This window comes from Pseudacidovorax intermedius, from assembly GCF_003350475.1.
GTDB lineage: Bacteria > Pseudomonadota > Gammaproteobacteria > Burkholderiales > Burkholderiaceae_C > Xenophilus > Xenophilus intermedius.
Window position 1 is genome coordinate 24,097 of sequence record NZ_QQAV01000002.1, and the last position, 25,439, is coordinate 49,535.

22 protein-coding genes are annotated in these 25,439 nt (G+C 70.8%); 7 read left to right on the forward strand and 15 right to left on the reverse strand.

What is annotated here, in order from left to right; translation table 11 throughout:
- Positions 1 to 6 precede the first annotated feature (6 nt).
- From DFR41_RS06795 to DFR41_RS06830, 8 genes are all read right to left on the reverse strand, one after another.
- Positions 7 to 498 carry an A24 family peptidase gene (locus DFR41_RS06795; protein ID WP_017759180.1) on the reverse strand — a complete coding sequence of 164 codons (492 nt, stop codon included), beginning with the start codon at positions 496 to 498 and terminating at the stop codon, positions 7 to 9.
- Between the two features lie 44 nt (positions 499 to 542).
- Positions 543 to 725, reverse strand: a complete 183-nt coding sequence (locus DFR41_RS06800) for a Flp family type IVb pilin (RefSeq protein ID WP_017759181.1) — start codon at positions 723 to 725, stop codon at positions 543 to 545.
- A 508-nt stretch (positions 726 to 1,233) separates the two neighbouring features.
- Positions 1,234 to 2,520 carry a L,D-transpeptidase family protein gene (locus DFR41_RS06805; RefSeq protein ID WP_244917686.1) on the reverse strand — a complete coding sequence of 429 codons (1,287 nt, stop codon included), beginning with the start codon at positions 2,518 to 2,520 and terminating at the stop codon, positions 1,234 to 1,236.
- A gap of 280 nt (positions 2,521 to 2,800) precedes the next feature.
- Positions 2,801 to 4,030: a L,D-transpeptidase Cds6 family protein gene (locus tag DFR41_RS06810; RefSeq protein ID WP_147284323.1), complete on the reverse strand. Its 1,230-nt coding sequence runs from the start codon at positions 4,028 to 4,030 to the stop codon at positions 2,801 to 2,803.
- A 138-nt stretch (positions 4,031 to 4,168) separates the two neighbouring features.
- Positions 4,169 to 4,561 carry a hypothetical protein gene (locus DFR41_RS06815; RefSeq protein ID WP_017757397.1) on the reverse strand — a complete coding sequence of 131 codons (393 nt, stop codon included), beginning with the start codon at positions 4,559 to 4,561 and terminating at the stop codon, positions 4,169 to 4,171.
- Positions 4,562 to 4,633: 72 nt separating this feature from the next.
- Positions 4,634 to 5,020 (reverse strand): hypothetical protein, encoded by a 387-nt coding sequence (locus DFR41_RS06820; RefSeq protein ID WP_114802230.1) that lies wholly within the window; start codon positions 5,018 to 5,020, stop codon positions 4,634 to 4,636.
- A gap of 175 nt (positions 5,021 to 5,195) precedes the next feature.
- Positions 5,196 to 7,775, reverse strand: a complete 2,580-nt coding sequence (cphA, locus tag DFR41_RS06825) for a cyanophycin synthetase (protein WP_017758854.1) — start codon at positions 7,773 to 7,775, stop codon at positions 5,196 to 5,198.
- A 14-nt stretch (positions 7,776 to 7,789) separates the two neighbouring features.
- Complete coding sequence (locus DFR41_RS06830) at positions 7,790 to 10,039, reverse strand: cyanophycin synthetase (protein ID WP_017758853.1); 2,250 nt, start codon at positions 10,037 to 10,039, stop codon at positions 7,790 to 7,792.
- A 133-nt stretch (positions 10,040 to 10,172) separates the two neighbouring features.
- Here DFR41_RS06830 and DFR41_RS06835 point away from each other — a divergent pair, with 133 nt between their 5' ends.
- From DFR41_RS06835 to queC, 3 genes are read left to right on the forward strand one after another with little or no spacing between them, the layout of a single operon-like run.
- The gene (locus DFR41_RS06835) at positions 10,173 to 12,455 is read left to right on the forward strand and encodes a cyanophycin metabolism-associated ABC transporter (protein WP_114802231.1); all 2,283 of its coding nucleotides are present in this window, start codon (positions 10,173 to 10,175) and stop codon (positions 12,453 to 12,455) included.
- Positions 12,455 to 12,937 (forward strand): cyanophycin metabolism-associated DUF1854 family protein, encoded by a 483-nt coding sequence (locus tag DFR41_RS06840; protein WP_114802232.1) that lies wholly within the window; start codon positions 12,455 to 12,457, stop codon positions 12,935 to 12,937. The genes DFR41_RS06835 and DFR41_RS06840 overlap by 1 nt, the downstream gene beginning before the upstream one ends.
- Before the next feature lie 54 nt (positions 12,938 to 12,991).
- A complete protein-coding gene (gene queC, locus DFR41_RS06845; RefSeq protein WP_017758850.1) occupies positions 12,992 to 13,717 on the forward strand; it encodes a 7-cyano-7-deazaguanine synthase QueC in 726 nt (241 codons plus the stop codon).
- On the opposite strand, the gene DFR41_RS06850 is transcribed toward queC, so the two are convergent.
- Complete coding sequence (locus DFR41_RS06850; RefSeq protein WP_114802233.1) at positions 13,672 to 15,462, reverse strand: ABC transporter ATP-binding protein/permease; 1,791 nt, start codon at positions 15,460 to 15,462, stop codon at positions 13,672 to 13,674. The two genes, queC and DFR41_RS06850, sit on opposite strands and share 46 nt — an antisense overlap.
- A gap of 201 nt (positions 15,463 to 15,663) precedes the next feature.
- On the opposite strand from DFR41_RS06850, the gene DFR41_RS28150 reads away from it, so the two are divergent.
- Together DFR41_RS28150 and DFR41_RS06855 are read left to right on the forward strand one after the other, a co-directional pair.
- A complete protein-coding gene (locus DFR41_RS28150) occupies positions 15,664 to 15,795 on the forward strand; it encodes a hypothetical protein (protein WP_280525151.1) in 132 nt (43 codons plus the stop codon).
- A 4-nt stretch (positions 15,796 to 15,799) separates the two neighbouring features.
- Complete coding sequence (locus tag DFR41_RS06855; RefSeq protein WP_114802234.1) at positions 15,800 to 16,228, forward strand: DUF1810 domain-containing protein; 429 nt, start codon at positions 15,800 to 15,802, stop codon at positions 16,226 to 16,228.
- A gap of 16 nt (positions 16,229 to 16,244) precedes the next feature.
- Here DFR41_RS06855 and DFR41_RS06860 read toward each other — a convergent pair whose 3' ends face one another.
- Entirely contained in the window at positions 16,245 to 17,162 is a 918-nt protein-coding gene (locus tag DFR41_RS06860) for a 5'-nucleotidase (RefSeq protein WP_114802235.1), read from the reverse strand.
- Between the two features lie 115 nt (positions 17,163 to 17,277).
- Between DFR41_RS06860 and DFR41_RS06865 the strand changes: the two genes are divergently transcribed.
- Both DFR41_RS06865 and DFR41_RS06870 read left to right on the forward strand, forming a co-directional pair.
- Entirely contained in the window at positions 17,278 to 18,237 is a 960-nt protein-coding gene (locus DFR41_RS06865; RefSeq protein ID WP_114802236.1) for a hypothetical protein, read from the forward strand.
- A gap of 52 nt (positions 18,238 to 18,289) precedes the next feature.
- Positions 18,290 to 19,117 carry an enoyl-CoA hydratase-related protein gene (locus tag DFR41_RS06870; RefSeq protein ID WP_114802237.1) on the forward strand — a complete coding sequence of 276 codons (828 nt, stop codon included), beginning with the start codon at positions 18,290 to 18,292 and terminating at the stop codon, positions 19,115 to 19,117.
- Positions 19,118 to 19,125: 8 nt separating this feature from the next.
- Here DFR41_RS06870 and gspF read toward each other — a convergent pair whose 3' ends face one another.
- Genes gspF through gspN form a run of 5 tightly spaced genes read right to left on the reverse strand, consistent with a single transcriptional unit; the run spans position 19,126 to position 25,439 of the window.
- Positions 19,126 to 20,358: a type II secretion system inner membrane protein GspF gene (gspF, locus tag DFR41_RS06875; protein ID WP_114802238.1), complete on the reverse strand. Its 1,233-nt coding sequence runs from the start codon at positions 20,356 to 20,358 to the stop codon at positions 19,126 to 19,128.
- 22 nt (positions 20,359 to 20,380) lie between these two features.
- Positions 20,381 to 20,857, reverse strand: a complete 477-nt coding sequence (locus DFR41_RS06880; protein ID WP_114802239.1) for a hypothetical protein — start codon at positions 20,855 to 20,857, stop codon at positions 20,381 to 20,383.
- Between the two features lie 12 nt (positions 20,858 to 20,869).
- Positions 20,870 to 22,297 carry a type II secretion system ATPase GspE gene (gene gspE / locus DFR41_RS06885; protein ID WP_211322560.1) on the reverse strand — a complete coding sequence of 476 codons (1,428 nt, stop codon included), beginning with the start codon at positions 22,295 to 22,297 and terminating at the stop codon, positions 20,870 to 20,872.
- Entirely contained in the window at positions 22,297 to 24,630 is a 2,334-nt protein-coding gene (gspD, locus tag DFR41_RS06890) for a type II secretion system secretin GspD (RefSeq protein WP_114802240.1), read from the reverse strand. Before gspD ends, gspE begins: the two co-directional genes overlap by 1 nt.
- Positions 24,631 to 24,632: 2 nt before the next feature.
- A complete protein-coding gene (gene gspN, locus DFR41_RS06895) occupies positions 24,633 to 25,439 on the reverse strand; it encodes a type II secretion system protein N (RefSeq protein ID WP_114802241.1) in 807 nt (268 codons plus the stop codon).

Consider the following 25,439-nt stretch of genomic DNA (forward strand, 5'->3'; position numbering starts at 1 on the left):
CCCGGCTCATTGCGGCACCCGCCATGCCAGCCACCCGAGGGTGGCCAGCGCCAGGTAGGCGGCGTAGGGAATCGGCCGGCGGGCCGAAGGCGACGCCGCGCCGTCCGCATCGCGGCCGGAGAGCGCCAGCATCAGCCGGGGAAAGAGGGGCCAGCGCCGAAGCACGAGCACGGCCATCGCATGGGCGAAGGCGAGCAGGCTGCCGACGATGGCGATCGGCGCCAGCGGCGCCAGGCCCACCCACAGGCCGAGCGCGGCGGCGAACTTGACGTCGCCGGCGCCCATGAGGCCCAGGGCGTAGAAGGGAAGCAGGACGGCGAAGGCCGCGCCCGAGCCCACGAGTGCCGCAGGCCAGTCCAGGCCCGGCAACGCGACGCCGAACGCCAGCGAGAGCAAGGCGCCCACCACGCCGGCCAGGACCAGCAGGTTGGGCACCTTGCGCCAGCGGAGGTCGCAGAAGACCGCACCGGCGAGCCACAGCAGGAGGAGGGGCTGCATGGGCGAGGCGACGCGTTCTTGAGCAGCGGACCCTTCCAGAAGGCTCACGCGCCCGTTGTGGCGACAGTCTTGACCTTGGTAAAGATGGCTTCCAGCGTGGTCTGGACGGCGCCGTCGGTGCCGAAGATGGCGACCAGCATCAGGGCCATCAGCCCCGCGATGATCCCGTACTCGATGGCGGTGGCGCCTTCTTCATCACGCAGAAAACGAACGATTGCAGCTTTCATGGTTGACCTCGCAAAGTGGTAGCAGAACGACAGGGGCCCGAAGGCGAGTTCATGCTAGGTTCCGGTAACTTCCTGTATCAATAAGATGGAAGTATTCACATTTGCGAGGATGTCCGAAGCCGTCACTGCGGGGGCCTCAGCCATCCGCCATCGGCTGCATCAGCCAAACGGATGAGGGCTGATTTTCAAGTTGTTGAAATCAAAAGAAAAATTTTTCCTGAATTGCAGCTGAATAAGATGCACCGAAAAGGTGCATTCTGGAAATCGCCCAGTTACGGCCGTGTCACGCGAGGCGTTACGTAACGCGCTTTTTGACATTCAGGCCACAAAGCAAGGGAAAACGTTGAATAGTTCACGCCCACGCCGTAGGGGTATTGGGCGTGGTCAGCTGCTGCTGGAAGGGGTGGACACAGTCGGTCGATGCAGACGGAACGCCGTGCGCCGAGCGCGGCGGGCGCATCGCGCCGCGGTGGGAGCGCCTGTGACCCGCCCTCGCGGGCCGCGGCGGTCAGCCCAGGATGTCTTCGTGGAAGAGCTTCCAGCTGTCCGGAGTGCGCACCCAGTACTGGCGGCGGGTGCGGCCGGTGCGTTCGCCGGCGACCACTTCGCCGAAGGTGGCGACCACCGTGTCGCGCTTGTCGTGCCACATCAGCACCGACGTGTCCTTGAGCTGGATGCTGCGGCCCTGGGCGGTGGCCAGCTCCTGGCGCAGCACGTTGTCGATGGGCACGGTGACCGGCCCTCGGCGGCTGGCGCGCTGGTATTCGGTGGCGTAGAAGCTGCGCAGCCGCTCCTCGTTGCCGCCGCTGCGGGCCTGCAGCCAGGCGCTCAGCGCCGTCTCGAAGGGCTCGGCCAGCGTGCGCACCTTGGGCGGCGCCACCCAGTCCAGGCTGCGGGCGATCACGACCGGCGTGGCACCCACCTGCACCTTGCGCAGGATCTGCTTGAGGTCAGGGTTGGACAGCACCACGCAGCCGTCGCTGGCCTGGGGGGGCCGCGAGAACTGCTCGGGCGGCGTGCCGTGCAGCCAGATGCCGCTGCCCGTGCGCCCCAGCATGTTGTCGTAGGGGTTCGGGTAGTTGATGGGCAGGGCGCCGGCGCCGTAGAAGTCCTTCAGCGTGCGCGGATCCAGGTTGCTGGTGACGTAGTACACGCCCAGCGGCGTGCGGGCGTCGCCTTCGACCAGCTTGTCGGTGCCGGCCTTGCCCACCGAGATGTAGTAGTCGGCAGCCAGCTGCAGACCGTTGGCCGTGTTCTCCAGCAGGTACAGCCGCGAGCGGGAGGCGTCCACGGCAATGGCATAGCGGCTGCGTTGCGACAGCGCCAGGAACTGCGAGGGGACGGTGCCCGGCGGTGGCCGGTCGCGCAGGGCCTGCAGGCGGCGCCGCGATTCCTCGTGCAGCTCGGTCAGGGTGGGGTTGCCGCGCAGCCGGGCCAGGCTGGCCGCGTCCGCCAGGGCGGTGTTGGGCGGAATGCGGGTGGCCAGCAGGTCGCCGTACACCAGTTGCGCGAGCTGGAAGTTGGGGTAGGTCTTGACCAGCGCGCGGGCCTTTTCCAGCGCCTGCTGCGTCTCGCCGCGGCCGAAGAGTTGGTAGACCTCGATGAGCTGGGCCTCTGCGGCACCCCCCGCCTGCAGGATGGGACCGGCGTCGTTGGGCGCGCTCGGTACCGCGGACGCGTTGGCGGGCTGCACCGCGCCCATGGCGGGCGGATGGGCCACCACGCGGCTCGTGGCGGCGGCAGTGGCCACCGTGGCCGCAGCGGCCGGAACGGCGGCGCGGGCTGCCGCTCGCACGGGCGTGCGCTCCGTGCGGCGAAGCGCCGTACGCCCTGCCGGTGCGGCTGCCGCAGCGCGTGAAGGCGCGGCGCGCGCAGCTTCCTTCTTGGAACGGGCGGCGGGCGCCGCGACGGACTTGGCGGGTGCCTTGCCCCGGGCGTGGCGCTCCGCGGGAGCGGCCTGTGCCGCCATCGGCAGGGATGCTGCGAGCAGGCCCGCGGCCCACAGCCAAGCCGTGGAGGGCTTCAGGGAACTGGAGCGGTCCGCCAAGATCGGGCGCCGTTGCGTGTCGCCGGCCTCAGCCGCCGACGGTTTCCTTCACGATGCGCCACTTGCCGTGCACACGCTGCATCTCCAGCGTCTTGCGGCTGCTGACGTTCAGGCGGTCGGCGCGATAGCGCTGGCGGAACTTGGCGGTGGCCTTGTCGCCCTGCACCTCCACGTTCAGGCCTTCGACCTGGACGGTGATGCTGCTCTTGCCCACGATGCGGGCGCGGCGCTCCTTCTCCCAGGCGGCGCGGCTGGCGCCGTCGGCTGGATCGAAGTTGGGGGCATAGGCGGCCAGGTAGCCGTCCATGTCCTGCTTGGACCAGGCGCTGGCCCAGGCGCTGACGGCCGAGGCCACCTCGGTCTGGGCGGCGCTGCTGGCATCCGGCTTGGGGGCGGGCGCGGGTTCCGCGGGCTTGGGCGCCGGGGCGGCAGCGGGCACAGGCGCCGGTGCCGGCGCAGGCACTGCCGCAGGAGCCGGTGCGGGCGTCGGTGCCGCAACCGGCGGCTTGGCGGGTGCGGGTGCCGGAGGCGGCGGTGCGGGGGCCGGCTCCGGGGCCTTGGCGATCACCGTGGGAGCCGGCGCGGGCGGCGGGGGCGGTGCCTTCGCGACGACCGCCGGCGCGGGGGCCGGCGTCGGAGCGGCCGCGGGCGCTGCGGCCGGTGCCTTGGCCACCGTCGTCGGTGCGCCCTTGCCGGCCAGAAGGGCCGCGCTCGGCGTGGTGAACAGCGTGCGGATCACGGCCAGCTTGGGCTGCACGGCGGCGTTGCTCTTGTCGAGCTGCAGCGCTTTGCCATAGGCCTCGCTGGCGAGGCGGGCGTACACATCGCCCAGGTTCTCGTAGGCCGTGGCGTAGCTGGAGTTGGTGCGGATGGCCCGCTCGAGCACGCCGCGGGCCTTGTCGAAGTCGCCCTGGCCGGCGTAGATCACGGCCAGGTTGTTGTAGGGCTCGGGCAGATTGGGCGCGTCGCGGGTGAGCTGCTCGAAGATGGCGATGGCCTCGGGGCGGCGCCCGGCCTCGAGATTGGCCACGCCCTTGAGAAAGCGCATCTGCAGGTCCTGGGGCTTCTCGCGCAGGAACTTGTCGGCCTGGGCGAGGCCTTCGTCGAACTTGCGCTGCTGGATGAGCTGTTCGACGTTGTCGTACTCGTCCGCCCAGGCGGCCGCGAAGGGCAGGGCGCAGGCCAGCGCAACGGCCAGCAGACGCGACGGGATGCGGGAAGCGGATCGAGGCGGCTGGGCGGCTGCGGTCTTGGACATGCGGGCAGGGGCTCTATCGGAACCGGCGGATTGTAGTGTCGCCCTTCCACGCATTGTTTACTTTTATCCACACATGAACGCCCCTTTCCTGTTGCCATCCGCAACGGAAAAGGGGCGTCGTGAGGAAGGCGGGCCCGATCAGCGGGGCATGCGGGTCGGCGGCAGGGTGGTCACGGTTTCGCGGATGAGTCCGCCACCGAGCACGCTGCCGTCGATGGTGGTGTCGCCTTGACCGGTGACGCGTGCCTCGCAGGCCGCGCGGTCCACGCTGGTCTGGTGAAGCTGGCAGCGGGCCAGGGCGTTGCGGCGGTAGGTGTCGGCGTTGGCGCTGCTCAGGTTGCCCTGGCGGGCGGCCTGTGCGGCGGCGCCCGCCTCGCGGATGCAGGCGGCGCGGTCCTGCTGGATGTGGCCGCACATCGCGCGCTCCTGGCTGTACGTGCCGCTGTCGGCGGCTTGGGCGAAGGGGCTTGCGAAAAGGGCCCCGGTGGCGAGGGCCAGTGCGAAGCCGGCGTGACGAAGGGTCTTCTTCATGGCGTTGCTCCTGGTGAGTGTGGACAGGAAAAGAATGGACTCAGCGTGCTGCGGACGACGCCTTGACGGGAATCAGGGTCGGGGCGTAGCCGGCGCCGCGGGGATCGGCGTGACGGTCTCGCGGATGATCCCGCCGCCCATCACGCTGCCTTCGGTGGTGGTCGTTCCCGCACCGCTGCCGCGCACCCGCGCTTCGCAATCCGCGCGGTCGGCCGCGGGTTGAAGCTGGCAGCGCGCCATGGCGTTGGCGCCGGCGTTGCCTTCCGCGGGAGTGGTCAGCCCGCCGCGGCGGGCTTCCTCGCGCGCCGCACCGGCCTCGCGGCGGCAGGCGGCGGGATCCTGGCGACTGTCGCAGGCGGGAGCAGGCTGGGCCCAGGCCGTCCAGGCCGAGGCGGCCAGGGCGATGGCGAGGCCGCCGCGGAGCGCGGATTGGCGCCAGGCACGGGTGGAAAAGGTCATGGGCACATCCAGTCGCCCTGCGAGGGGCGTCGTTGTTCGATGCCCTGGACTATCGACAGTCCTCCGTCGTCCCGCTGTGGGACGCGGCTGCGAGCCGATTCGCGCCGACGGCGACCGCCGGCGTCGGACAGGTCGCACGCCGCCCCCGACCGTCTGCGCGGCCGAGGGTGGCCCTTCAGTCGGCTTCGGCGATGCGCTGCGCCAGATGCGCCAGCGCCTCTTCGACCTGGTCGACGAGGATGAGGGACAGGTCGCCCGGCGCCAGCCGCTCCAGCGCCGCGTCGATGGCCAGGAATTCGCCGCGGATCTCTTCCACATGGGCTGTGCGGCGGGCCCCCTGCAGGCCCTGCCGCAATAGGGCGATCACCTCGCCGTCGGCCCGGCCACGCTGGGCGGCGTCCTGGTAGAGGATGACGTCGTCGAAGGCCTCGCCCAGGATGGCGGTCTGGTCGCGGATGTCTTCGTCGCGGCGGTCGCCGGCGCCGCTGATGACCACCGAGCGGCGCTTGGCCGGCAGCGTCTCGATGGCCGCCACCAGCGCCTTCATGGCGTCGGTGTTGTGGCCATAGTCGGCGATCACCGTCGCGCCCTTGTAGTCCATCACGTTGAAGCGGCCAGGCACGCCGGCAGCGTCGTTCTTGAAGCTGGCCAGGCCACGGCGGATGGTGTCCCAGTCCAGGCCCACGGCCCAGGCTGCGGCCACGGCGGCCATCACGTTCTCGACCTGGAAGGGGAGGGTGCCGCCGCGCGTGATCGGCACGTCGCGCAGCGCCACGCGCTCGCGCCAAGCGCCTTCGGCGGCGATCAGCGTGTCGCGGTCGACGTAGACCGTGCGCTTGCCCTGGGCCCGGTGCGTGGCCATGACGGGGTGCTGGCGGTCGGCCGCGAAGTAGATGACATGGCCCGGGCACGCGCCGGCCATGGCGGCCACCTGCGGGTCGGCCGCATTGAGCACGCCCCAGCCGGTGGGCGCCACGTTGCGCACGATCACCCGCTTGACGGCGGCCAGGTCCTCCACCGTGTGGATGTAGTTCATGCCGAGGTGGTCGCCACTGCCCACGTTGGTCACCACGGCCACGGTGCAGCGGTCGAAGCCCAGGCCCTCGCGCAGCACGCCGCCGCGGGCCACCTCGAACACCGCCGCCTCCACCTCCGGATGCAGCAGCACGTTGCGGGCGCTCTTGGGGCCGCTGCAGTCGCCACTGTCGGTCTGGCGGCCGTTGACGTAGACGCCATCGGTGTTGGTCATGCCCGTGACCATGCCGCTGGCGGCCAGCAGGTGGTTGATCAGGCGCGTGGTGGTGGTCTTGCCGTTGGTGCCGGTGACGGCGATAACCGGCACGCGGCCATCGTCGCCGTCGGCGTAGAGCTGGTCCACGATGGCCTCGCCCACCGGCCGGCCACGGCCGAAGGAGGGGCTGATGTGCATGCGCAGGCCGGGCGCGGCATTGACCTCGACGATGCCGCCGTGCTGCTCCTCCAGCGGACGGATCACGTTCTCGCAGACCATGTCCACGCCGCAGATGTGCAGTCCCACCATCTGGGCCGCGTCGACCGCGCGCGCGGCGATCTCGGGGTGCACGGTGTCGGTCACATCGGTGGCGGTGCCGCCGGTGGAGAGGTTGGCGTTGTTGCGCAGCACCACGCGCTGGCCCAGCGCGGGCACGCTCTCGGGCGTCAGGCCCTGCGCCTCCAGCCGGCCCAGGGCGATGTCGTCGAGCCGGATCTTCGTGAGCGAGGTGGCATGGCCTTCGCCGCGCCGCGGGTCCTGGTTGACCACGTCGACCAGCTGGCGCACGGTGCTGTGGCCGTCGCCGATCACCTGGGGCGGATCGCGGCGGGCGGCCGCGATCAGCCGGTCACCCACCACCAGCAGGCGGTAGTCGAAGCCGGGCAGGAATTTCTCGACCATCACCTCGCCGTAGTGCGCGGCCGAGGCGTAGGCGGCTTCGAATTGCTCGCGGGTGGCGATGTTGACCGTCACGCCCTTGCCCTGATTGCCGTCCTGCGGCTTGGCGACCACAGGCAGGCCGATCTCCAGCGCCGCAGCCCAGCCGTCGTCCACGCTGCTCACCGGCCGCCCGAGCGGCACCGGCACGCCGGCCGAATGCAGCAGCTGCTTGGTGAGCTCCTTGTCCTGCGCGATGGATTCGGCGATGCCCGAGGTGGCGTCCACCTCGGCGGCCTGGATTCGTCGCTGGCGCACGCCCCATCCGAACTGCACCAGGCTGCCGGTGGTCAGGCGCCGGTACGGGATGCCGCGTGCCACGGCCGCATCGACGATGGAGCCGGTGCTGGGGCCCAGGCGCTCGTCCTCGTCCAGCTCGCGCAGCTCGGCGATGGCGGCGGCGGAATCGAAGCTGCCGCTGCCCCGCGGATCGAGGGCGGCAGCGAGCAGCTGCGTCGCCATCTCGACCGCGCGGCGGCCGACGGCCTCCTCGGTGTACTGCACGGCCACCAGGAAGATGCCTTCCTCACGGGCTCGCGTGGTGCGGCCGAAGATCACCTCGCAGCCGGCCTGGGCCTGCAGCGCCACGGCGGCGTTCTCCAGCACGTGGGCAGCGGCCAGCGGCTGGCCCAGCACCACGGGATGCAGCTCGCCGATGGTGGGGAAGAGGGCGCGCAGCCGCGGCTCGAAGCCGGGGATCTGCTCGACGGCCTGCTCGGCGGCGCTGCACGAGACGACCAGCTCGATGCAGGTGTGGCGGCTCCACAGGTTGGGGCCGCGCAGGGCGCGGGTACGGATGATGTCCATGGGGCGGCCTCGTCTCAGGCGAGTTGCAGCGATTGGGCGGGCTGGCTCTGGTCCAGCTGCAGCGAGGCGGTGGCCAGCTGCAGGTCGGCCTCGAAGGCCTCGATACCGGCACCGATCAGGTTCAGCGGAATGGCCATGGCCCAGGCGGCGGCCACGGCGGCCAGCACGCTCTCGATGCCGATGCCGGCATGGTGGGCGCTCCACACGGTCAGCCGTCCCAGCCCGGGCAGGAAGGACTCGCTGGTGCCATGGGCCAGCACGATGCGGTCCTGCCGCACCGTGACCACCTTGCCGCCGGCCGCCATGTGGGCGGCCAGGGGCGCGGCCTGCGGATCGGCGGCGTACAGGATCACGTCGCCGTCGCACAGCGGTGCCATGCCGGCCACGCGGGCATCCGCGGCATGGAGCACGGCGGTGCCATAGTCCAGCACCACGTCGACCTGGGTGCGCAGCACCTTCACCATCTGGTCGCTCTCGGCAATGTCTTCGTGGGCGAGCTGATCGGCGCCTTCCAGGTCGGTCACGATGCCGACCTGGCAACGGTCGTAGGGCAGGCCGTCGGCCAGGATGGTGGCGGCGCCGTTCTCGATCACCACCGCCTCGACCTGCCGGTTGACCAGCAGCCGGCGTCCGGCGGCCCAGTGGGCGCTGTCGCGGGTGTCGACGCGGCGACGGTCCAGGAACAGGCCGTCGCGGCAGGCCAGGCCCACATGGCGGCCCGACAGGCCCACCAGCCAGGCCACCAGGCGGGCCAGCACGGCGTTCTCGCGCGAGCCGGCCACGCCCACAACGGGAATGCGGCCGGGCCGTTCGTCGTCGGATTCGGGGAAGAGGTGGTCGCAGATGGCGCGGCCCACCGGGCGCGGCGAGCCCACGGCGGGCTTCAGGTGCATCAGCAGCCCGGGGCCGGCGTTGACCTCGACGATGGCGCCGCCCTGCGCCTGCAGCGGCCGGCCCACGTCCTCGCAGACCAGGTCGATGCCGGCGATGTCCAGACCCACGGCGCGCGCGGCCAGGGTGGCGGCGTACGCGACCTCGGGATGGACCTGGTCGGTGCAGTCCACACCCAGGTTGCCGTTGCGCTGGATGATGACCTCGCGGCCCGACTCGGGCACGGAATCGCCCGTGAGCGCCTGCCGCTGCAGCTCCAGCTGCAGCTTGGCGTCGGTCGCCAGCACGATGAGGTCGAGCGGGAATTCCTCTTCCGCGCCGCGGCGAGGGTCGCTGTTGAGCTGGCTCTCGATCAACTCGGCCACGGTGGCGCGGCCATCGCCGGTCACGGTGATGATCTCGCCCCGCGCCGCGGCGACGACCTCGCCGCCGACGACGAGCAGCCGGTGCTCCTGCCCGCGCACGAAGCGCTCCACCATCACGCCGCTGCCCTCGGGCTCGGCCACGGCGAAGGCGGCCAGCACCTCGTCGCGGGTACGCAGGTCCAGCGAGACGCCGCGGCCATGGTTGGCATCCACGGGCTTGACGGCCACGGGCAGGCCGATGTCCTCGGCGGCCTCCCAGGCCTCTTCGGCCGAGCCGACTTCCTGGCCTTCGGGCACCGGCACGCCGCAGCTGGCCAGCAGCGACTTGGTCAGCTGCTTGTCGCTGGCGATGGATTCGCCGATGGCGCTGGTGTGGTCGGTCTCGGCGGTCCAGATGCGCTGCTGGCGCGCGCCGTGGCCCAACTGCACCAGGTTGCCGTCGTTGAGCCGCAGCGAGGGGATGCCGCGGTCGGTGGCGGCGGCCACGATGGCTGCCGTGCTGGGCCCCAGGTAGCACTCGTCCACCTTGGCCTTGACGGTGGCCACGGCCTTCTGCACCTCGGCGGCGTCGTAGGCATCGCCGTTGATGGCCGCCATCAGCAGCCGGTGGCCTTCATGCAGCGCGGTGCGGGCGACCTGCTCCTCGCGGGCGCGGAACACCATGCGGTAGACGCCGTGCTTCGACGTGCTGCGCGTCTGGCCGAAGCCGGTGGGCATGCCGGCGAGGTTGAGCAGCTCGATCACCACATGCTCCAGCACATGGCCGGCCCAGGTGCCTTCGGTGAGTCGCTGCAGGAAGCCGCCGCGCTCGCCGACGCCGCAGTGGTGTTCGATCAGCGCCGGCAGCAGGGCCGTCAGCCGCTCGGGAAAACCCTCGATCTTGTTGGAGGGAAAGTCTTCCAGCGGGCCGAGGTCCAGCCAGGTCTCCAGCACGGGGCGGTAGGTCCAGACGTTGGGGCCGCGCAGGTAGCGGATGCGCAGCAGGCGGATGTCGTCGAAACGGGGCATGGATGCGTTGATAGGCGTTCGATGGAAGCGGGCAGGGACGCCGTCCGGCGTGCCCGGGTCAGTGGAGAGAATCGGCGCCCGACCGGCGCGCGGGTGGGACCTGCCACAGGTCCTCGACCATCCAACACAACGAATGACAAATCACGATTCAGTCGGTGCCCCAGGGGGCGAATCGGCCTCGGCGGCACGCGTCCCTGCTGTCGGAGAAAGCCGCGTGCCGGTGTCGGACAACGTTCTGGTCACCCTTTTGGTTGACCTGGACGAGGCGCTGCACTTCGTTCAGGAAACCCAGCTGCACCTGACCCCGACCCAGTTGCGCGAGGTTTCGCCCGACGGCCGCGCGCGGGTCTGGCCCCTGGCGGCGCCGGGCCTGCAGCTGCGTCTGGCCGAGCATGCCGGCGTCGCGACGCTGGATCTTGTGGGCCTGCAGGGCCTGCTCGCGCGCTGGCGCTTCACCCTCGTGGGCCAGGCGGCCGCCGTGCGGCTGGTGCGGCTGTTCGAGCAACTGCGAGAGGGCGGCTTGCAGTCGGAGGCGGCCGAGGTCGAGGAGGCGGTCGACACCGAGCTGCAATCCGCCCCCTCGACCTGGGTGCTGCTGCGGCTGTGGCGCTTTGCCCAACCCTATCGCCTGCAGCTGTTCTGGGGGTTTGCCCTGACGTTGCTGGCCACCGGCGCCACGCTGGTGCCGCCTTACCTGACCATCCCGCTGATGGATGACATCCTGATCCCCTACCAGAACGGCAAGCCCATCGCCCCCGGCGAAGTGGCGCTGTACCTGGGCGGGCTGCTGGCGGCAGCGCTGGTGGGCTGGGGCCTGGGATGGGCGCGGACCTACCTGCTGGCGCTGGTCAGCGAGCGCATCGGCGCCGACCTGCGCACCACCACCTACGAACACCTGCTCACGCTGCCGCTGGACTACTTCGGCGGCAAGCGCACCGGCGACCTGATGGCGCGCATCGGCTCCGAGACCGATCGCATCAACGTCTTCCTGTCGCTGCATGCGCTCGACTTCCTCACCGACCTGATCATGATCGGCATGACGGCGGTGATCCTGGTGTCGATCAACCCGCTGCTGGCGGTGGTCACGCTGGTGCCGCTGCCCATCATTGCCTGGATGATCCACGTGGTGCGCGACAAGCTGCGCACCGGCTTCGAGAAGATCGACCGGGTCTGGAGCGAGGTCACCAACGTGCTGGCCGACACCATCCCGGGCATCCGCGTGGTCAAGGCCTTTGCGCAGGAGCGGCGCGAGGCCGAGCGCTTCCGCGCCGCCAACACCCACAACCTGCAAGCCAACGACCGGCTCAACCGCACCTGGAGCCTGTTCACGCCCACCGTCACGCTGATGACCGAGATCGGCCTGCTGGTGGTGTGGGCCTTTGGCGTCTGGCAGGTGGCGCGCGACCACATCACGGTGGGCGTGCTCACGGCCTTCATCGCCTACATCGGCCGCTTCTACACGCGGCTCGATTCGATGAGCCGCATCGTCTCGGTGACGCAGAAGGCGGCGGCCGGTGCCAAGCGCATCTTCGACATCCTGGACCACGTGAGCACCGTGCCCGACCCGGTGCAGCCGGTGCGCCTGCCGCAGGTGCAGGGCGCCATCGAGCTGCGCGGCGTGGGCTTCCGCTATGGCGCGCGCTCGGTCATCCGCGACCTCCACCTGCAGATCCGCCCGGGCGAGATGATCGGCCTGGCCGGCCACAGCGGCTCTGGCAAGAGCACGCTGGTCAACCTGATCTGCCGCTTCCACGACGTGAGCGAGGGCGCCATCCTGGTCGACGGCCAGGACGTGCGCCGCTTTGCCGTGGCCGACTACCGGCGGCACGTGGGCCTGGTGCTGCAGGAGCCCTTCCTCTTCTTCGGCACCATCGCGCAGAACATCGCCTATGGCCGGCCGGACGCCAGCCGCGACGAGATCGTGGCCGCCGCCCGCGCCGCCCATGCGCACGACTTCATCCTGCGCCTGCCGCAGGGCTACGACTCGCTGGTGGGCGAGCGCGGCCAGGGCCTGTCGGGCGGCGAGCGCCAGCGCATCAGCATCGCCCGTGCGCTGTTGATCGACCCGCGCATCCTGATCCTGGACGAGGCCACGTCGGCGGTGGACACCGAGACCGAGAAGGAGATCCAGAAGGCGCTGGACAACCTGGTCAAGGGCCGAACCACCATCGCCATCGCCCACCGTCTGTCGACGCTGCGCAAGGCTGACCGGCTGGTGGTGATGGACCGCGGCGAGATCGTCGAGGTCGGCCCGCACGACGAGCTCATGGCCCGCCAGGGCGCCTACTGGCGGCTCTACCAGGCGCAGCAGCGCCAGGCCGATGACGAGGAGAAGGCCGAGGCCGACGTGGCCGAGATCGCCTCGGTGGCCGTGGCGCTCGACACCCATGCTGCCCATCCTGCCGGAGATGCCTGATGTCCGTTGATGCCCTGAACGACGCCACGCTGCAGTTGCAGCGCGATGCCCTCGGCACCTTGCTGTGGACTGGCCTCGCCGGCCGTGCCGAGCCTGTCGTGCCGGTGCGGGCCTTTCCCCTGAGCGCGCCCGGCGAAGGCGTGTCGCTGGTGGGCGCCGACGGCCGCGAGCGCTGCTGGATCGCCCGCACCGACGCGCTCCCGCCTGCCACGCGCGCGCTGGTCGACGAGGCGCTGGCGCCACGCGACTTCGCGCCCGAACTGCAGCAGCTGATGGACGTCTCCACCTTCGCCGTGCCCAGCACGTGGACCGTGCGCACCGACCGCGGCGACACCCGCTTCGTGCTGCGCGCCGAAGAGGACATCCGCCGGCTCGAAGACGGCGGCCTGCTCATCACCAGCGCCCACGGCGTGCACTTCCGCATTTCCCGCCCGATGGCGCTGGATCGCGCCTCTCGCAAGCTGCTGGAGCGCTTTCTCTGACCTCGTCGGGGCACGGCGGAACGGCCGCTGGTCCCGCCCTTGCTTGACTTTGCCATGCACACCACCGCCCTCGTCCTTTTCTCCGGCGGGCAGGATTCCACGACCTGCCTGGCCCATGCGCTGAACCGCTACGAGCGGGTGGAGACGCTGGGCTTCGACTATGGCCAGCGCCACCGCATCGAGCTGGAGGCCCGCAATCACGTCCTGACCCGCTTGCGCCGGCGATTTCCCGGCTGGTCGCGACGCCTGGGCGAGGACCATCTGCTCAAGCTCGACGTGCTCGGCCAGATCGGCGGCTCCTCGCTCACCGAGGACATCGCCTTCGCCATGCAGGCCACTGGCCTGCCCAACACCTTCGTGCCCGGGCGCAACCTGCTCTTCCTGACGCTGGCGGGCGCGCTCGCCTACCGCCGCGGGCTGCAGGTGATCGTCACCGGCGTGTGCGAGACCGACTATTCCGGCTACCCCGACTGCCGCGACGACACCATGAAGGCCATGCAGCTGGCGCTGTCACTGGGGCTGGACCAGCGCCTGCTGATCGAGACGCCGCTGATGTGGATCGACAAGGCCCAGACCTGGCAGCTAGCCGAATCGCTCGGCGGCCAGGGCCTGGTGGACCTGATCGTGGAAGACACCCACACCTGCTACGAAGGCGACCGCACCCAGCGCCACGACTGGGGCTGGGGCTGCGGCCACTGCCCGGCCTGCCAGCTGCGGGCGCAGGGCTGGGCGGGCTACATCGAGGGCGACGTCGGCAGCGGCGCGTCTTCCACCGCATAGGCGGCTTCGCCGTCGCGCCGGGGGCGCAGCGTCCAACGCCGCGCATGATGCTCCTTGAGCGTGGAGCGGTGCGCGATGGAGACGATGGCGCCATGCGCCTGCTTCACCATGGCCGTGAGGCGCTGGTAGATCGTGGCTTCGGCATCCTCGTCCAGCGCGCTGGTGGCCTCGTCGGCCAGCACCCAGGCCGGTTTCTTCAGCAGCACGCGGGCGATGGCCAGGCGCTGGCGCTCGCCGCCCGAGAGCTTCTGGCTCCAGGCGTCCTCGCGGTCCAGCTGGTCGGCCAGTTGCGGCAGCAGGGCGTCGACCAGGGCCTGGCGCAGGGCCTCGTCGGCGTAATCCGTCGCCGGGGCGGGGTAGGCCAGCGCGTCACGCAGCCGGCCGTCCGGAAAGTAGGGCTGCTGCGGGATGAACATGGTGTCCTTCGGCATCGCCACCGCGCCCTGCGCGTGCGGCCAGATGCCCGCCAGCGTGCGCAACAGGCTGGACTTGCCGCTGCCCGAGGGGCCGTGCACCAGCACCGTGTCGCCGGGCGCCACGCGCAGGTCGGCCCCGCGCAGCAGGGCCTGGCCGCCGGGCAGGCCCACGGTCAGGCCAGTGGCCTCGATGTCGGCCGCCGCGGTGTCGCGGGACAGAGCGTCGTTCTCGCGCGACTGGGCCGTGAGGCTGTCCTCGAAGCCGGACAGACGGTCTGTGGTGGCCTTCCACGCCGCCAGCGACATGTAGTTGTCCACCAGCCAGGAGAGCGAATCCTGCACCCGGCCGAAGGCCGAGTTGATCTGCATGAGCTGGCCGAGCTGTATGGCGCCGCTGAAGTAGCGCGGCGCCGCCACGATCAGCGGAAAGATGATGGCCGCCTGGCCGAAGAAGCTGCTGAACCAGGTCAGGCTCTTCTGGTTGCGGATCAGGGCCAGGTAGTTGGCCATCACCTCGGTGAAGCGCAGGTCCAGGTGCCGGCGCTCCACGGCCTCGCCACCGTCGAGGGCGATGGCCTCGCTGTACTCGCGCACGCGGATCATGTGGTGGCGGAAGTTGGCCTCCAGCATCTGCTGCTGGAAGTTCAGCTGCACCTGCGGCCTGCCGATCCAGTGCGCGATGGCGCTGCCCACGGCGCAGTACAGCACCGCCGCCCACACCATGTAGCCGGCGATCTCCCAGTGCCCGCCGCCCGGCAGTGGCACCGTGATCGAGCCGCTGAGCGTCCAGAGGATGCCCACGAAGCTCAGCAGCGTGACCAGCGCGTTGAGGATGCCCATGGACAGCGTCACCGTGTAGGTGGTGAAGAGGTTCAGGTCTTCCTGGATCCGCTGGTCGGGGTTGTCCGGATGGCTGCCGTTGCCGGTGTAGCGGGCCAGCTCCAGCCGGTAGAAGGCCTTGTGCGCCAGCCAGCGGCCCATGTAGTGGTCGGTCATCCACACGCGCCAGCGCAGCTGCAGGATCTGCGTGAGATAGAACTTGTAGACGGCGATCACGATGTAGATCAGCGCCAGCCAGCTGAAGCGGCCGATCTGCTGCCAGAACACGGCCTGATCCTTGTTCTGCAGTGCGTCGTAGAAGACGCGGTACCACTCGTTGATCTGCACCAGCATGTAGACCGCGCCGAGATTGAGCGCCACGATGGCCGCGAGCAGCCCGCGGGCCTTCCATTTCTGGTCGGAGTTGAAGTAGGGCGTGGTCAGCGACGCGATGCGGCGCAGCGTCTGACCCAGTCCGGGGCGTGAGGGGTGTGTGGGGGCGGTGCTCATCGTGGAGGGGGCGAAGCAGGGATCGGGCCGCCGGCGCTGTGAAGGCGCGCAGGCGTGCCCGATCCTAGCGAGGCGCTGCGTGGCCTGCCTTAAACCGGACTGAAAGCGGCATCACGCCCGTCTGGCGCGCTGCCCGCGCTGCCGGGCGGGGCATGGCCAGCCCGCTTGGCCGTCGCCGGGCAGCGACCTAGGATGGTTTGCATGAAGTCCTTCCTCCTCCTCCTGGCCGGTCTGACCTTCCTGCTCGCCGGCTGCAACGAGAAGCCGAAGCCGGGCGGTCCGGTGCCCAAGGCCGAAGCGCCCGCGTCGTCTGCGGCCGCCGGTTCGGCCTGAGCCCATGCCGCCGGACGCCTTCGACCTGGCGCGCTTCGTCGACGCGCAGGTGCCGGTGTATGCGCAGGTGCAGGCCGAACTGGCCACCGGCCGCAAGCGCTCGCACTGGATGTGGTTCGTTTTTCCGCAGCTGGCGGGCCTGGGCCGCAGTGCGATGGCGCAGCGCTATGCCATCGGCTCGCGCGAGGAAGCCGTCGCCTACCTCGCCCATCCGCTTTTGTGCGCGCGCCTGCGCGAGTGCAGCGCGCTGGTGCTGTCGGCGCCGGGGCCGGCCATCGACGACATCCTCGGGCCCCCCGACGACCTCAAGTTCCGGTCCTGCATGACCTTGTTCGACGCCGTGGCGCCAGCGGGCGAGACGCTGTTTGCGCAGTGCCTGAAGCGCTTCTTCGGCGGCGAGCGAGATCCGGCGACGCTGGCGCGGCTGGGTTGACGCGCCGCAGTTGTGCTCAGCCCTGGGGTTCAGCGCGCGGCAGGTTGCTGATCCCGCTAGCCACATGCCCAGCCGGCACATGCCGCGCAGCCGAGCGCACATGGCCCGTCTGGTCGTCGAAGAAGAAGTCCGGCTCGAACTCGCGCAGGAAGCCGCCCTTGTCCAGGCCGGCCAGGAACATCGCTTCGTCCACGCGGATGTTCCAGCTCATCAGGGTCTGGATGGCGCGGCGGTGGGCCGGCGCGCCGCGCGCGGTGACCAGCGCCGTGCGGATGCGCATGCCGGTGCTGGCGGCCTGCTGCAGCCGGTGCAGCGCCACGAGAAAGGGCGCCAGCGGCCCGGCGCCCAGGGGCACCGCGGCTTTGTCCTTCTCATGCGCCTGGAAGGCCGCCAGGCCCTGCTGCTGGTAGACGCGCTCGGCCTCGTCGGAGAACAGCACGGCGTCGCCGTCGAAGGCGATGCGCACCTCGTCCGGATGCTGGTTGCCGGCCAGCGCCGATTCCACGCTGACATGCGCCGCCGCGAAGCCCGCGCCCAGCGCCTCGCGCACGTCGTCGGCGTTGGCCGAGAGGAAGAGGTCGGCGCGCAACGGTGTGAGGTAGCGGAAGGGCGGCCGCCCCTGGGTGAACACGCCGCGCTCGATGGCGAGTTCCGCCGCCGCGCCCGAGTTGAAGATACGCATGCCCGAGACCGGATCGTTGCGCGACAGGATCACCACCTCCACCCGCTGCACGCCGTCGGCGTTGAAGCGCAGCAGCTTACGCACCAGCGAATAGGCAATGCCGGGCTGGGCCGGCACCTCCAGCCGCTCCAGCTGCAGCCGCATGTAGGCGCCCGGGTCGCCGGCGTCGAACAGGCGGTTCTCTTCCTCCAGGTTGAACAGGGCACGCGAGGAGATCGCGACCACGAGCTTGTCGTCCAGGGTGACCGGCATGGGATGGGAGCGGGGGGGCGGGGCGGCGGAGCGGGCATTGTGCGGCAGCGCCGCCGGCCGCCCACAGTGACACAGGCGACAGCCCCCGGCCGCGCCTTGCGCCACCATCGAGGCCATGAGCCTGCCCATCGCCGACACCCCCTTTGCCACACCGCTGGCCCTGTCCGGCCCGCTGCGTCAGCCGCGCCAGATGCTGTCCGACCAGACCTATGACGGCCACAAGTCCATCCACGACGACGCCACGGCCGGCAACCTGGGCCTGCGTGCCGGGCCCATCGAAGGGCCCACGCATTTCAGCCAGTTCGACCCACTGCTGGCGCGCCTCTTCGGCCGCCAGTGGTTCGAGACTGGCTGCATCAGCGCGCATTACCAGACCATGGTGGTGGAGGGCGAATCGGTACGCGCCTTCGTCGACCTGCCTGAATCCGGCGCCCACTTCGTGCGCATCCGCGCCGAGAAGGCCGACGGCACGCCGGTGCTCACCGGCACCGCCTCGGTCGGCGAGCCGGGCCAGCCGCACGAGCTGGAACAACGCATGGCGAAGCTGCGGCCGGCCACGGGCCTCGTCATCAACCGCGACCTCCAGGTCGGCCAGCGCGGCGCCGTGCCCGAGACGATCCGCATGGGCTTCGACCAGCACATGGGCGACCACTATCCCTTCACGCTGCGCGACAAGCTGGCCGCCATCACCGAGCCCTGCGACTGGTACACGCCCGAAGGCGGCACCCGCTCGCCGTGGCGGCGGCCCATCCTTCCGATGGAGATGATCAGCGTGCTGCTGGGCAGCACCATCGCCGAGGCGCAGCTGGGTGGCCGCAAGCCGGCCGTGGGCCTCTTCGCGGGCCAGCAGATCCGCCTGATCCGCGGGCCGCTCTTCGTCGACCAGGACTATGCGCTGGAGCGCGAGATCGTCGCGCTGAGCGAAAGCGCGCGCACCGAGTCCACCTGGGTGCGCACCCGCGTGTTCGAGCTGCTCAGCCGCACGCTGGTGGCCGAGATGATCCTCAACGGGGCGGTGATGAAGGCCTCGTACCCGCACTACGAACGCGAGGCGCGCGAACTCGGCCTCGCCTGAGAGCCCGGCGTTGGCCGCGACCTTCCATTCCACGACAACAACGGAGACTCCCATGACCGCATCCATGATCGACACCGGCACGCCGGACCTGCTGGCGCAGCTCGACGCCGGCGTGCTGACCCTCACCTTGAACCGTCCGCAGGCGCGCAATGCCATGACGCGGGCCATGAACGAGGCCCTGGCTCGCGAGTTGGCGCGCGCCGAGCTGGACCCCGAGGTCCGCTGCGTGGTGCTGACCGGCGCGGGCGGTGCCTTCTGCGCCGGGGGCGACGTGAAGAACATGGCGGCCTCGGGCGATGGCACCGTCGGCGCGCTCACCATCGACCAGGCCATCCATCGTCAGCGGGTCAACCAGCGCGAGACGGCGGGCCGCCTGTTCAAGATGCCCAAGCCCACGCTGGCCGTGCTGCCCGGCCCTGCGGCAGGTGCCGGCCTGGCGCTGGCCCTGGCCTGCGACCTGCGGCTGATGGCGAGCACGGCCATCATGACGACCGCCTTCGCGCGCGTCGGTTTCTCCGGCGACTATGGCGGCAGCTACTTCATGACCCAGCTCGTCGGCGCAGCCAAGGCGCGCGAGCTGTACCTGCTCTCCGACCGCGTGCCGGCCGAGGAGGCGCTCCGTTTGGGACTGGCCAACTGGGTCAGCGCACCCGAGCAATTGGCTGCGCGCGCCCTGGAGATCGCCACCCGGCTGGCGAACGGCCCCGCCGTGGCCTACCGCTACATGAAGGAGAACCTCAACCGCGCGATGGCCGGTGAAGTGGATGAATGTCTGGACCTGGAGGCCACGCACCACATCCACTGCGGCCAGACCGAAGACCACCGAGAGGCCGCCAAGGCCTTCGTGGAAAAGCGCGAGCCGGTATTCAAGGGGCGCTGAGGTCCGCCCTACTTCACGAACTGGTTGAGCTGGATGATCGGTAGCAGCACCGCCAGCACGATCAGCATGACCACGCCGCCCATGCCCACGATGAGCAGCGGCTCCAGGATGGTGGCCAGGTGCATGGCCCGGCGCTGCACCTCGGCCGACAGCTGCTTGGCGGCGCGCTGCAGCATCACGGGCAGCTCGCCGGTCTGCTCGCCCAGGCGGGCGAACATGGGCACGATGCCCGGAAAGCGCTTCTTCTGCGCCAGGGCCGAGGCCAGCGGCGCGCCCTCGCGCACCAGCGTGAGCGCGTCCAGCGCATCGGCGCGCATGGCGCGGTTGTTGAGCGTCTCGGCCGCGGCCTGCAGCGCCCGCAGGATGGGCACCCCCGCCGCCGCGAGCATGGCCAGCGTGCCGGCGAAGCGCGCGGCGTTGTAGCCGCGGGCCAGCTTGCCCACCAGCGGCAGGCGCAGCCAGAAGGCGTCGAAGCGCTCGCGCAGCGCATCGCGCGCCAGCGCCGCCTTGCAGCCGACGACGGCCACCGCCACGACGCCCAGCATCAGCCAGCCCCAGCCGCGCACGAAGGCCGACAGGCCCAGCATGGCTTGGGTCAGCAGCGGCAGCGCACGCTTGGTGCCGGCGAACACGCTGGCCACCTGCGGCACCACGTAGCTCACCAGGAAGATCACGATCACCACCGCGATGACGGTGACGATGGCGGGGTAGAGGGTGGCGCCGATCAGCTTCTGCCGCAGCGCCTGCTGCTCTTCGAGGTCGTCGGCCAGCCGCTCCAGCACCAGGCCGAGCTGGCCGCTGTGCTCGCCGGCGCCGATGACGGCGATGTAGATGGACGAGAACTCGCGCGGGTGCTGCGCCAGTGCCCGCGCGAAGCTGCTGCCGCCGTTGACCTCGGAGCGCAGCGAGGCCACCAGCTGGCGCTGCGGCTCGCTCTCGGCCTCGTCGGTCAGGGCGGTGAGGGCGCGTTCCAGCGGCAGGCCGGAGGCCACGAGGCCAGCCAACTGGCGAGTCCAGACCCCCAGCGCCGTGGAATTGAACACGCGCCCGCCGATGCGTCGGCGCCAGAGTGGCGTGGCTGCGCCGCCCGCGTCCATGCCGCCGGCCACACCTTCGACGGACAGCGGGATGAGCGCCTGCGCCCGCAGCATGCTGCGCGCGGCGCGGGCGGTGTCGGCTTCCAGCACGCCCTTGCGGGGGCGTCCGTCGGCATCGATGGCTTCGAAGGCGTAGGCAGGCATGCGGAGTTCGGAAAGAAGGCAGTCAGCGCTGCAGGATGCCGGAGATCTCGTTGCCGCCGGCCTTCACCGCAGCCGTGGCACTGCGCAGCCGCAGCGAGGCATGACCATGCGCTTCGCTGGTCAGCAGCCGGCCTTCGTAGCGGCCGTTGACGCGCGGGTCGGTGCAGCGGTCCACCTGTACGGCCAATTGCGCATGGGCGTTGCTGCGATAGGGCAGCGCGTTGCCCTGGATGCCGCAGCTTGCGCGCGGCATCTGGCCGGAGACCTGGCCGTCGGCACCGATGCGCAGCCACATGTCCGACGCCAGCCGGCGGCCGACCTGGAAGCCATCGGCACCCAGTTCGAAAACCATCACGCTGCCGCGCCACTCGCCATGGAAGTCGGCGTAGCCCTGTGCGGCCGCCAGGCCGGGCGCCAGCAGCGCGCCCATGCCCAGCACCGCGCAAAGGCCCGGCAGGGCGGTGCGGCAGGCGGGGACGGGACGGGAGCGCAGGGGCATGGAGAAGGGCGCTCAGTCCCGCGTCACGCGCAGCAGTTCGGCGCGCGAGGTGATGCCGGCCGCCACCAGCCGCTCGCCGTCGGCGCGCATGGAGCGCAGGCCGCCGCGCGCGCCCGCAGCCAGCAGCTCGCTCTCGGGCGCACGGTTGTGCACCAGCGCACGCACGGCATCATCGGCCACCAGCAGCTCGAAGATGCCGGTTCGGCCCTGGTAGCCCGTGTGCCCGCAGGCCTCGCAGCCCACGGGCTGCATCTGGCCATCGGGGCCGGGCGCGGCGCAATGCGGGCACAGCTTGCGCACCAGCCGCTGGGCCAGCACGCCCAGCAGCGAGCTCGACAGCAGGAAGGGCTCCACGCCCATGTCGGTCAGGCGGGTAACGGCGCTCACGGCGTCGTTGGTGTGCAGCGTGGCCAGCACCAGGTGGCCCGTCAGCGAGGCCTGGATGGCGATCTGCGCGGTCTCGAAGTCGCGGATCTCGCCGATCATGATCACGTCCGGGTCCTGACGCAGGATGGCGCGCAGGGCCTTGGCGAAGGTGAGTTCGATGCGGGCATTGACCTGCGTCTGGCCGACGCCGGGCAGCTCGTACTCGATCGGGTCTTCCACCGTCATGATGTTGCTGCTGCCGGCATCGAGCCGCGACAGCGCCGCATAGAGCGTGGTGGTCTTGCCCGAGCCCGTGGGACCGGTCACCAGGATGATGCCGTGCGGCTGCTGGATCAGCGTCTCGAAGCGCTGCAGCGTGTCGCCCAGCATGCCTACCGATTCGAGGCTGAGCTTGCTCTCGCTCTTGTCCAGAAGGCGCAGCACGGCGCGCTCGCCATGGGCCGAGGGCAGGGTGGACACCCGCACGTCCACCGCCCGCGTGCCGATGCGCAGCGAGATGCGGCCGTCCTGCGGCAGCCGCTTTTCGGCGATGTCGAGGTCGGCCATGATCTTCAGGCGCGAGATCAGCGCCGCATGCAGCGCGCGGTTGGGCTGCACTACCTCGCGCAAGGTGCCGTCGATGCGGAAGCGCACCGCCGAGGTCCGCTCGTAGGGCTCGATGTGGATGTCGCTGGCGCCGTCGCGCGCGGCCTGCGTGAGCAGGGCGTTGAGCATGCGGATGATGGGCGCGTCGCCAGCGGATTCCAGCAGGTCTTCCACCGCTGGCAGCTCCTGCATCATGCGCGAGAGGTCGGCGTCGGTCTCGACCTCGCTCACGATGGCAGCGGCATTCGATTCGCCTTGCGCATAGGCGGCGCTGATGCGCTGCGCCAGCTGGTCCGCGGGCAGCAGGTCGACCTGCGCGGCCGGGTACTTCCGCAACACCTCGCCCACCGCACTGGCGGGGGCGCCCACCGGCATCCACAGCGTCAGCCGGCCGGCGTCGTCCTCTTCCAGCAGCAGCTGCTGGCTGCGCGCGAAGCCATAGGGCAGGGGATGGCGCAGGGCCGGCATCAGGGCATCTCGCGGCGCGAGGCCGGGTCGTCGGTGGGCGGCAGGGCGCCCTTGAGCGGGGCACGGCTGAGCGCATCCGGCGACAGCGGGCCGGGCACGGCGGGTGGCAGCGGCGGCGGGATCAGGCGCGTGCCGTCGATGCGGCGGCTGTCGTCGCCCACGCCCTGAACGGCCGGCAGCGGCGGCAGCACGAAGGAATCGCGCACGTTGTTGAGCATGGGGTTGTCGGTGGGGGGCTGGCTGGCCTGCTGCAGGGCGCGCAGCGTGTCGTAGCGGTCGGCCGTGATGGCGTCGCTGGAGAGCTGGTCGCGCACGATGGTCGGGCGCAGGAAGACCATCAGGTTGGTCTTGTTGCGGCGGCGTGTCTCGCTCTTGAACAGGTTGCCCATGATGGGCACGTCGCCCAGGCCGGGCACCTTCTCCTGCGAGGCGGAATACTCGTCCGACAGCAGGCCGCCCAGCAGCACGATGCCACCCTGGTCCACCAGCACGCTGGACTCGATCGCGCGCTTGCTGGTGGTCGGGCCATTGACGTTGTTAACCGACGAGGCCACCACCGCCGAGACCTCCTGGAAGATCGTCATCTTGACGGTGCCGGTCTCGCTGATCTGCGGCCGCACCCGCAGCGTCAGGCCCACGTCCTTGCGCTCGATGGTCTGGAAGGGGTTGACCTGCGTGGTGGCACTGCCGGTGTTGGTGTACTGGCCGGTGACGAAGGGCACGTTCTGGCCGACGACGATCTTGGCTTCCTCGTTGTCCAGCGTCAGCAGGTTGGGCGTGGACAGCACGTTGCCCTCGCCGTTGGAGGCCAGGAAGCGCGCCAGGAAACCCAGCACGTAGTTGTCGCCGTACTTGTGGCCGATGCCGAAGTTGAAACCCGTCGACGGCAAGGTGGTGGCGCTCTTGGTGGCCAGGCCCACGGCGAGGTTGATGATGTTGGCGCCTGCCAGGCTGGAGTTGGTGCCGATCACGCCGACGTTGCTGCTGCCGTTGCTGCCCAGCGCGCTTTGCCACTGCACGCCGAATTCGGCGGCCTTGTCGGCATTGACCTCGACGATCAGCGTCTCGATCAGCACCTGGGCGCGGCGGCTGTCCAGCTTTTCGATCACCGCACGCAGCTGGCGGTACTGCGGCTCGGGCGCCGTGATGATGAGCGAGTTGGTGGACGGGTCGGCCTGGATCTGCCCGCCGGTGGAGGGCTGGTTGGCGTTGTTGACCGGCGTGCTGGCGGCGCTGCTGGTCAGGCTTGATAGCCCAGCCTGCAGCGTGTTGGCCGCCGACTGTGGCGAAGCGGCCGTGCTGGTGACGCTCTGCGCCCCGGCGCCGGCGGCGCCATTGGCCGCGTTGGCCAGTCCGGCCGCCATGGCGGCGCGCAGCGTGGCCGCCAGGCGCACCGCGTCGGCGTTCTTGAGATAGACGACGTAGATGTTGCCGGCCGCGCCGTTGCCCGTGTCCGCGGCCGGGCGGTCGAGCTTGTCGACCAGCGAGCGAATCAGCTGCAGCCGCGCCGGCGTGGCGGCGCGCACGATCAGCGCGTTGCTGCGCGGATCGGCCAGCAGCGCGGTGCGGAAGCCTGTTTCGGCGCCGCCCGTCGGGGTGCCTCCCGCCGCCACGCCCGCGATTCCACCACCGCCGCCGCCGCCGTCGATCAGGCGCTGCACCAGCGGCACCATGTCCGAGGCGATGGAGTAGCGCAGCGGAATCACCTCGATGTCCGAGGCGCTGGGCACGTCCAGCGCCGCGATGATGCGGGCCAGCCGGCGCATGTTGTCCGCGTAGTCGGTGATGACCAGCGAGTTGTTGCCCGGGTTGGCGTTGATCGTGTTGTTGGGCGGGATCAGCGGCCGCAGCACCGGCAGCAGGTTGTTGGCCGACTCGTGGTTGAGCCGGAACACCTGCGTGATCATCTGGCTGCCGCTCACGCCACCCGCACCGCCCACCGAGGTGGTGACCGTGCCGCTCTGCAACTTGGCATCGGCCTCGGGCAGCACCTTGAACAGGCCATCCGACTGCACGATCGAGAAGCCCTGCAGCCGCAACGCGGCGGCGAACTGGTCGAAGGCCGCTGCGGGCGGCAGCGGGCGGTCGGTCTGCAGCGTGATCGTGCCCTTGACGCGTGGATCGACCACCACGTCCCGGCCCGTGATCACGCCCATGGTGCGGGCCACGGCCTCGATGTCGGCATTGGCGAAGTTGAGCGTGATGGGCTCGCCGCGGCGCACGGCCGGGCTGGCGGCATCCTGGGCCATCGCGGCCGGAGCGATCGCCTGCAGCGCGAGCACGGCAAGCAGGGCACGGGCGGCGCGGGCGCCCAGGGTGAGGGAAGGCTTCATGGTCAACCGAGATTGATGATGGAGCGCGCGCCTTCGCGCCGCCCCATGATGTTCAGGAGATTGGCGAGGGCGTCCTCGCTGCCGGGCGCGGCGCTGGCCTCGCCCCCGAAACGCATGGTGTTGCCGTTCCAGCGGCCGCTACCCGACAGGCGCAGCGCGCCCTGGGTGGTGGTCAGCAGCAGGCTGGGCGCGGGACCGCCGTCGAGCACCAGGCGGTAGCTGCCCATCGGGCGCAGCGTGCTGAGGCTGGAGCTGAGGTCGGTCGCGTCGAGCACGGCGCGGCCGTCCAGGGCCAGGCGGCCCTGCGACCAGCGCAGCGCGAAGGCTTCGGTGCGCAGGTCGAGCGCGCCGTCGAGCCGCAAGGTGTTCCAGGGCGCGCCCAGGCCGGCCAGCATGGCTGCGGGCCAGCGGCTGCGGCCGTCGTCCCAGGCCAGGCGGAAGCCGGCGCTGCCAGCAGAGCCGGCCGCAAAGCCCAGCGGGCCCTGCGTGCAGCAGCCGAGTTCGAGCTGGCCGCGCACGCCCAGCCAGGCGGGGCGCAGCTGCCATTGCATGCGGCCCGGCAGCGCGATCCGGTCGACGCCGCCCGCGCTGCTGGCCAGCACGACGGCGGCACTGCCTTGCCAGACGGTGCCGCGCGCATTGCGCAGCTGCAACTGGCCGCCGGTGGCCGAGTCCAGCCCCTGCGCCAGCCAGCGGGCCGGCGCCCACAGCACGGCTGCCACCAGCGCACCGAACAGGGCGCCGGCCACGGCCCAGCGCCAGGGCGCGCGCGGCTCCCGTCGGACGGCGGCGGCAGTGCGCAGAGCCAT

Excerpts from the sequence above, each read along its gene's own strand:
- DFR41_RS28150 (WP_280525151.1), top strand. The coding sequence starts at position 15,664 with ATGAAGTCCTTCCTCCTCCTCCTGGCCGGTCTGACCTTCCTGCTCGCC.
- DFR41_RS06880 (WP_114802239.1), bottom strand. The coding sequence starts at position 20,857 with ATGCCCCTGCGCTCCCGTCCCGTCCCCGCCTGCCGCACCGCCCTGCCG.
- gspF (WP_114802238.1), bottom strand. The coding sequence starts at position 20,358 with ATGCCTGCCTACGCCTTCGAAGCCATCGATGCCGACGGACGCCCCCGC.
- DFR41_RS06835 (WP_114802231.1), top strand. The coding sequence starts at position 10,173 with ATGACAAATCACGATTCAGTCGGTGCCCCAGGGGGCGAATCGGCCTCG.
- DFR41_RS06830 (WP_017758853.1), bottom strand. The coding sequence starts at position 10,039 with ATGCCCCGTTTCGACGACATCCGCCTGCTGCGCATCCGCTACCTGCGC.
- DFR41_RS06820 (WP_114802230.1), bottom strand. The coding sequence starts at position 5,020 with ATGACCTTTTCCACCCGTGCCTGGCGCCAATCCGCGCTCCGCGGCGGC.
- DFR41_RS06855 (WP_114802234.1), top strand. The coding sequence starts at position 15,800 with ATGCCGCCGGACGCCTTCGACCTGGCGCGCTTCGTCGACGCGCAGGTG.
- queC (WP_017758850.1), top strand. The coding sequence starts at position 12,992 with ATGCACACCACCGCCCTCGTCCTTTTCTCCGGCGGGCAGGATTCCACG.
- DFR41_RS06795 (WP_017759180.1), bottom strand. The coding sequence starts at position 498 with ATGCAGCCCCTCCTCCTGCTGTGGCTCGCCGGTGCGGTCTTCTGCGAC.
- DFR41_RS06865 (WP_114802236.1), top strand. The coding sequence starts at position 17,278 with ATGAGCCTGCCCATCGCCGACACCCCCTTTGCCACACCGCTGGCCCTG.
- gspD (WP_114802240.1), bottom strand. The coding sequence starts at position 24,630 with ATGAAGCCTTCCCTCACCCTGGGCGCCCGCGCCGCCCGTGCCCTGCTT.
- cphA (WP_017758854.1), bottom strand. The coding sequence starts at position 7,775 with ATGGACATCATCCGTACCCGCGCCCTGCGCGGCCCCAACCTGTGGAGC.
- DFR41_RS06860 (WP_114802235.1), bottom strand. The coding sequence starts at position 17,162 with ATGCCGGTCACCCTGGACGACAAGCTCGTGGTCGCGATCTCCTCGCGT.
- gspN (WP_114802241.1), bottom strand. The coding sequence starts at position 25,439 with ATGGCTCTGCGCACTGCCGCCGCCGTCCGACGGGAGCCGCGCGCGCCC.
- DFR41_RS06815 (WP_017757397.1), bottom strand. The coding sequence starts at position 4,561 with ATGAAGAAGACCCTTCGTCACGCCGGCTTCGCACTGGCCCTCGCCACC.
- DFR41_RS06850 (WP_114802233.1), bottom strand. The coding sequence starts at position 15,462 with ATGAGCACCGCCCCCACACACCCCTCACGCCCCGGACTGGGTCAGACG.
- gspE (WP_211322560.1), bottom strand. The coding sequence starts at position 22,297 with ATGCCGGCCCTGCGCCATCCCCTGCCCTATGGCTTCGCGCGCAGCCAG.
- DFR41_RS06800 (WP_017759181.1), bottom strand. The coding sequence starts at position 725 with ATGAAAGCTGCAATCGTTCGTTTTCTGCGTGATGAAGAAGGCGCCACC.
- DFR41_RS06840 (WP_114802232.1), top strand. The coding sequence starts at position 12,455 with ATGTCCGTTGATGCCCTGAACGACGCCACGCTGCAGTTGCAGCGCGAT.
- DFR41_RS06810 (WP_147284323.1), bottom strand. The coding sequence starts at position 4,030 with ATGTCCAAGACCGCAGCCGCCCAGCCGCCTCGATCCGCTTCCCGCATC.
- DFR41_RS06870 (WP_114802237.1), top strand. The coding sequence starts at position 18,290 with ATGACCGCATCCATGATCGACACCGGCACGCCGGACCTGCTGGCGCAG.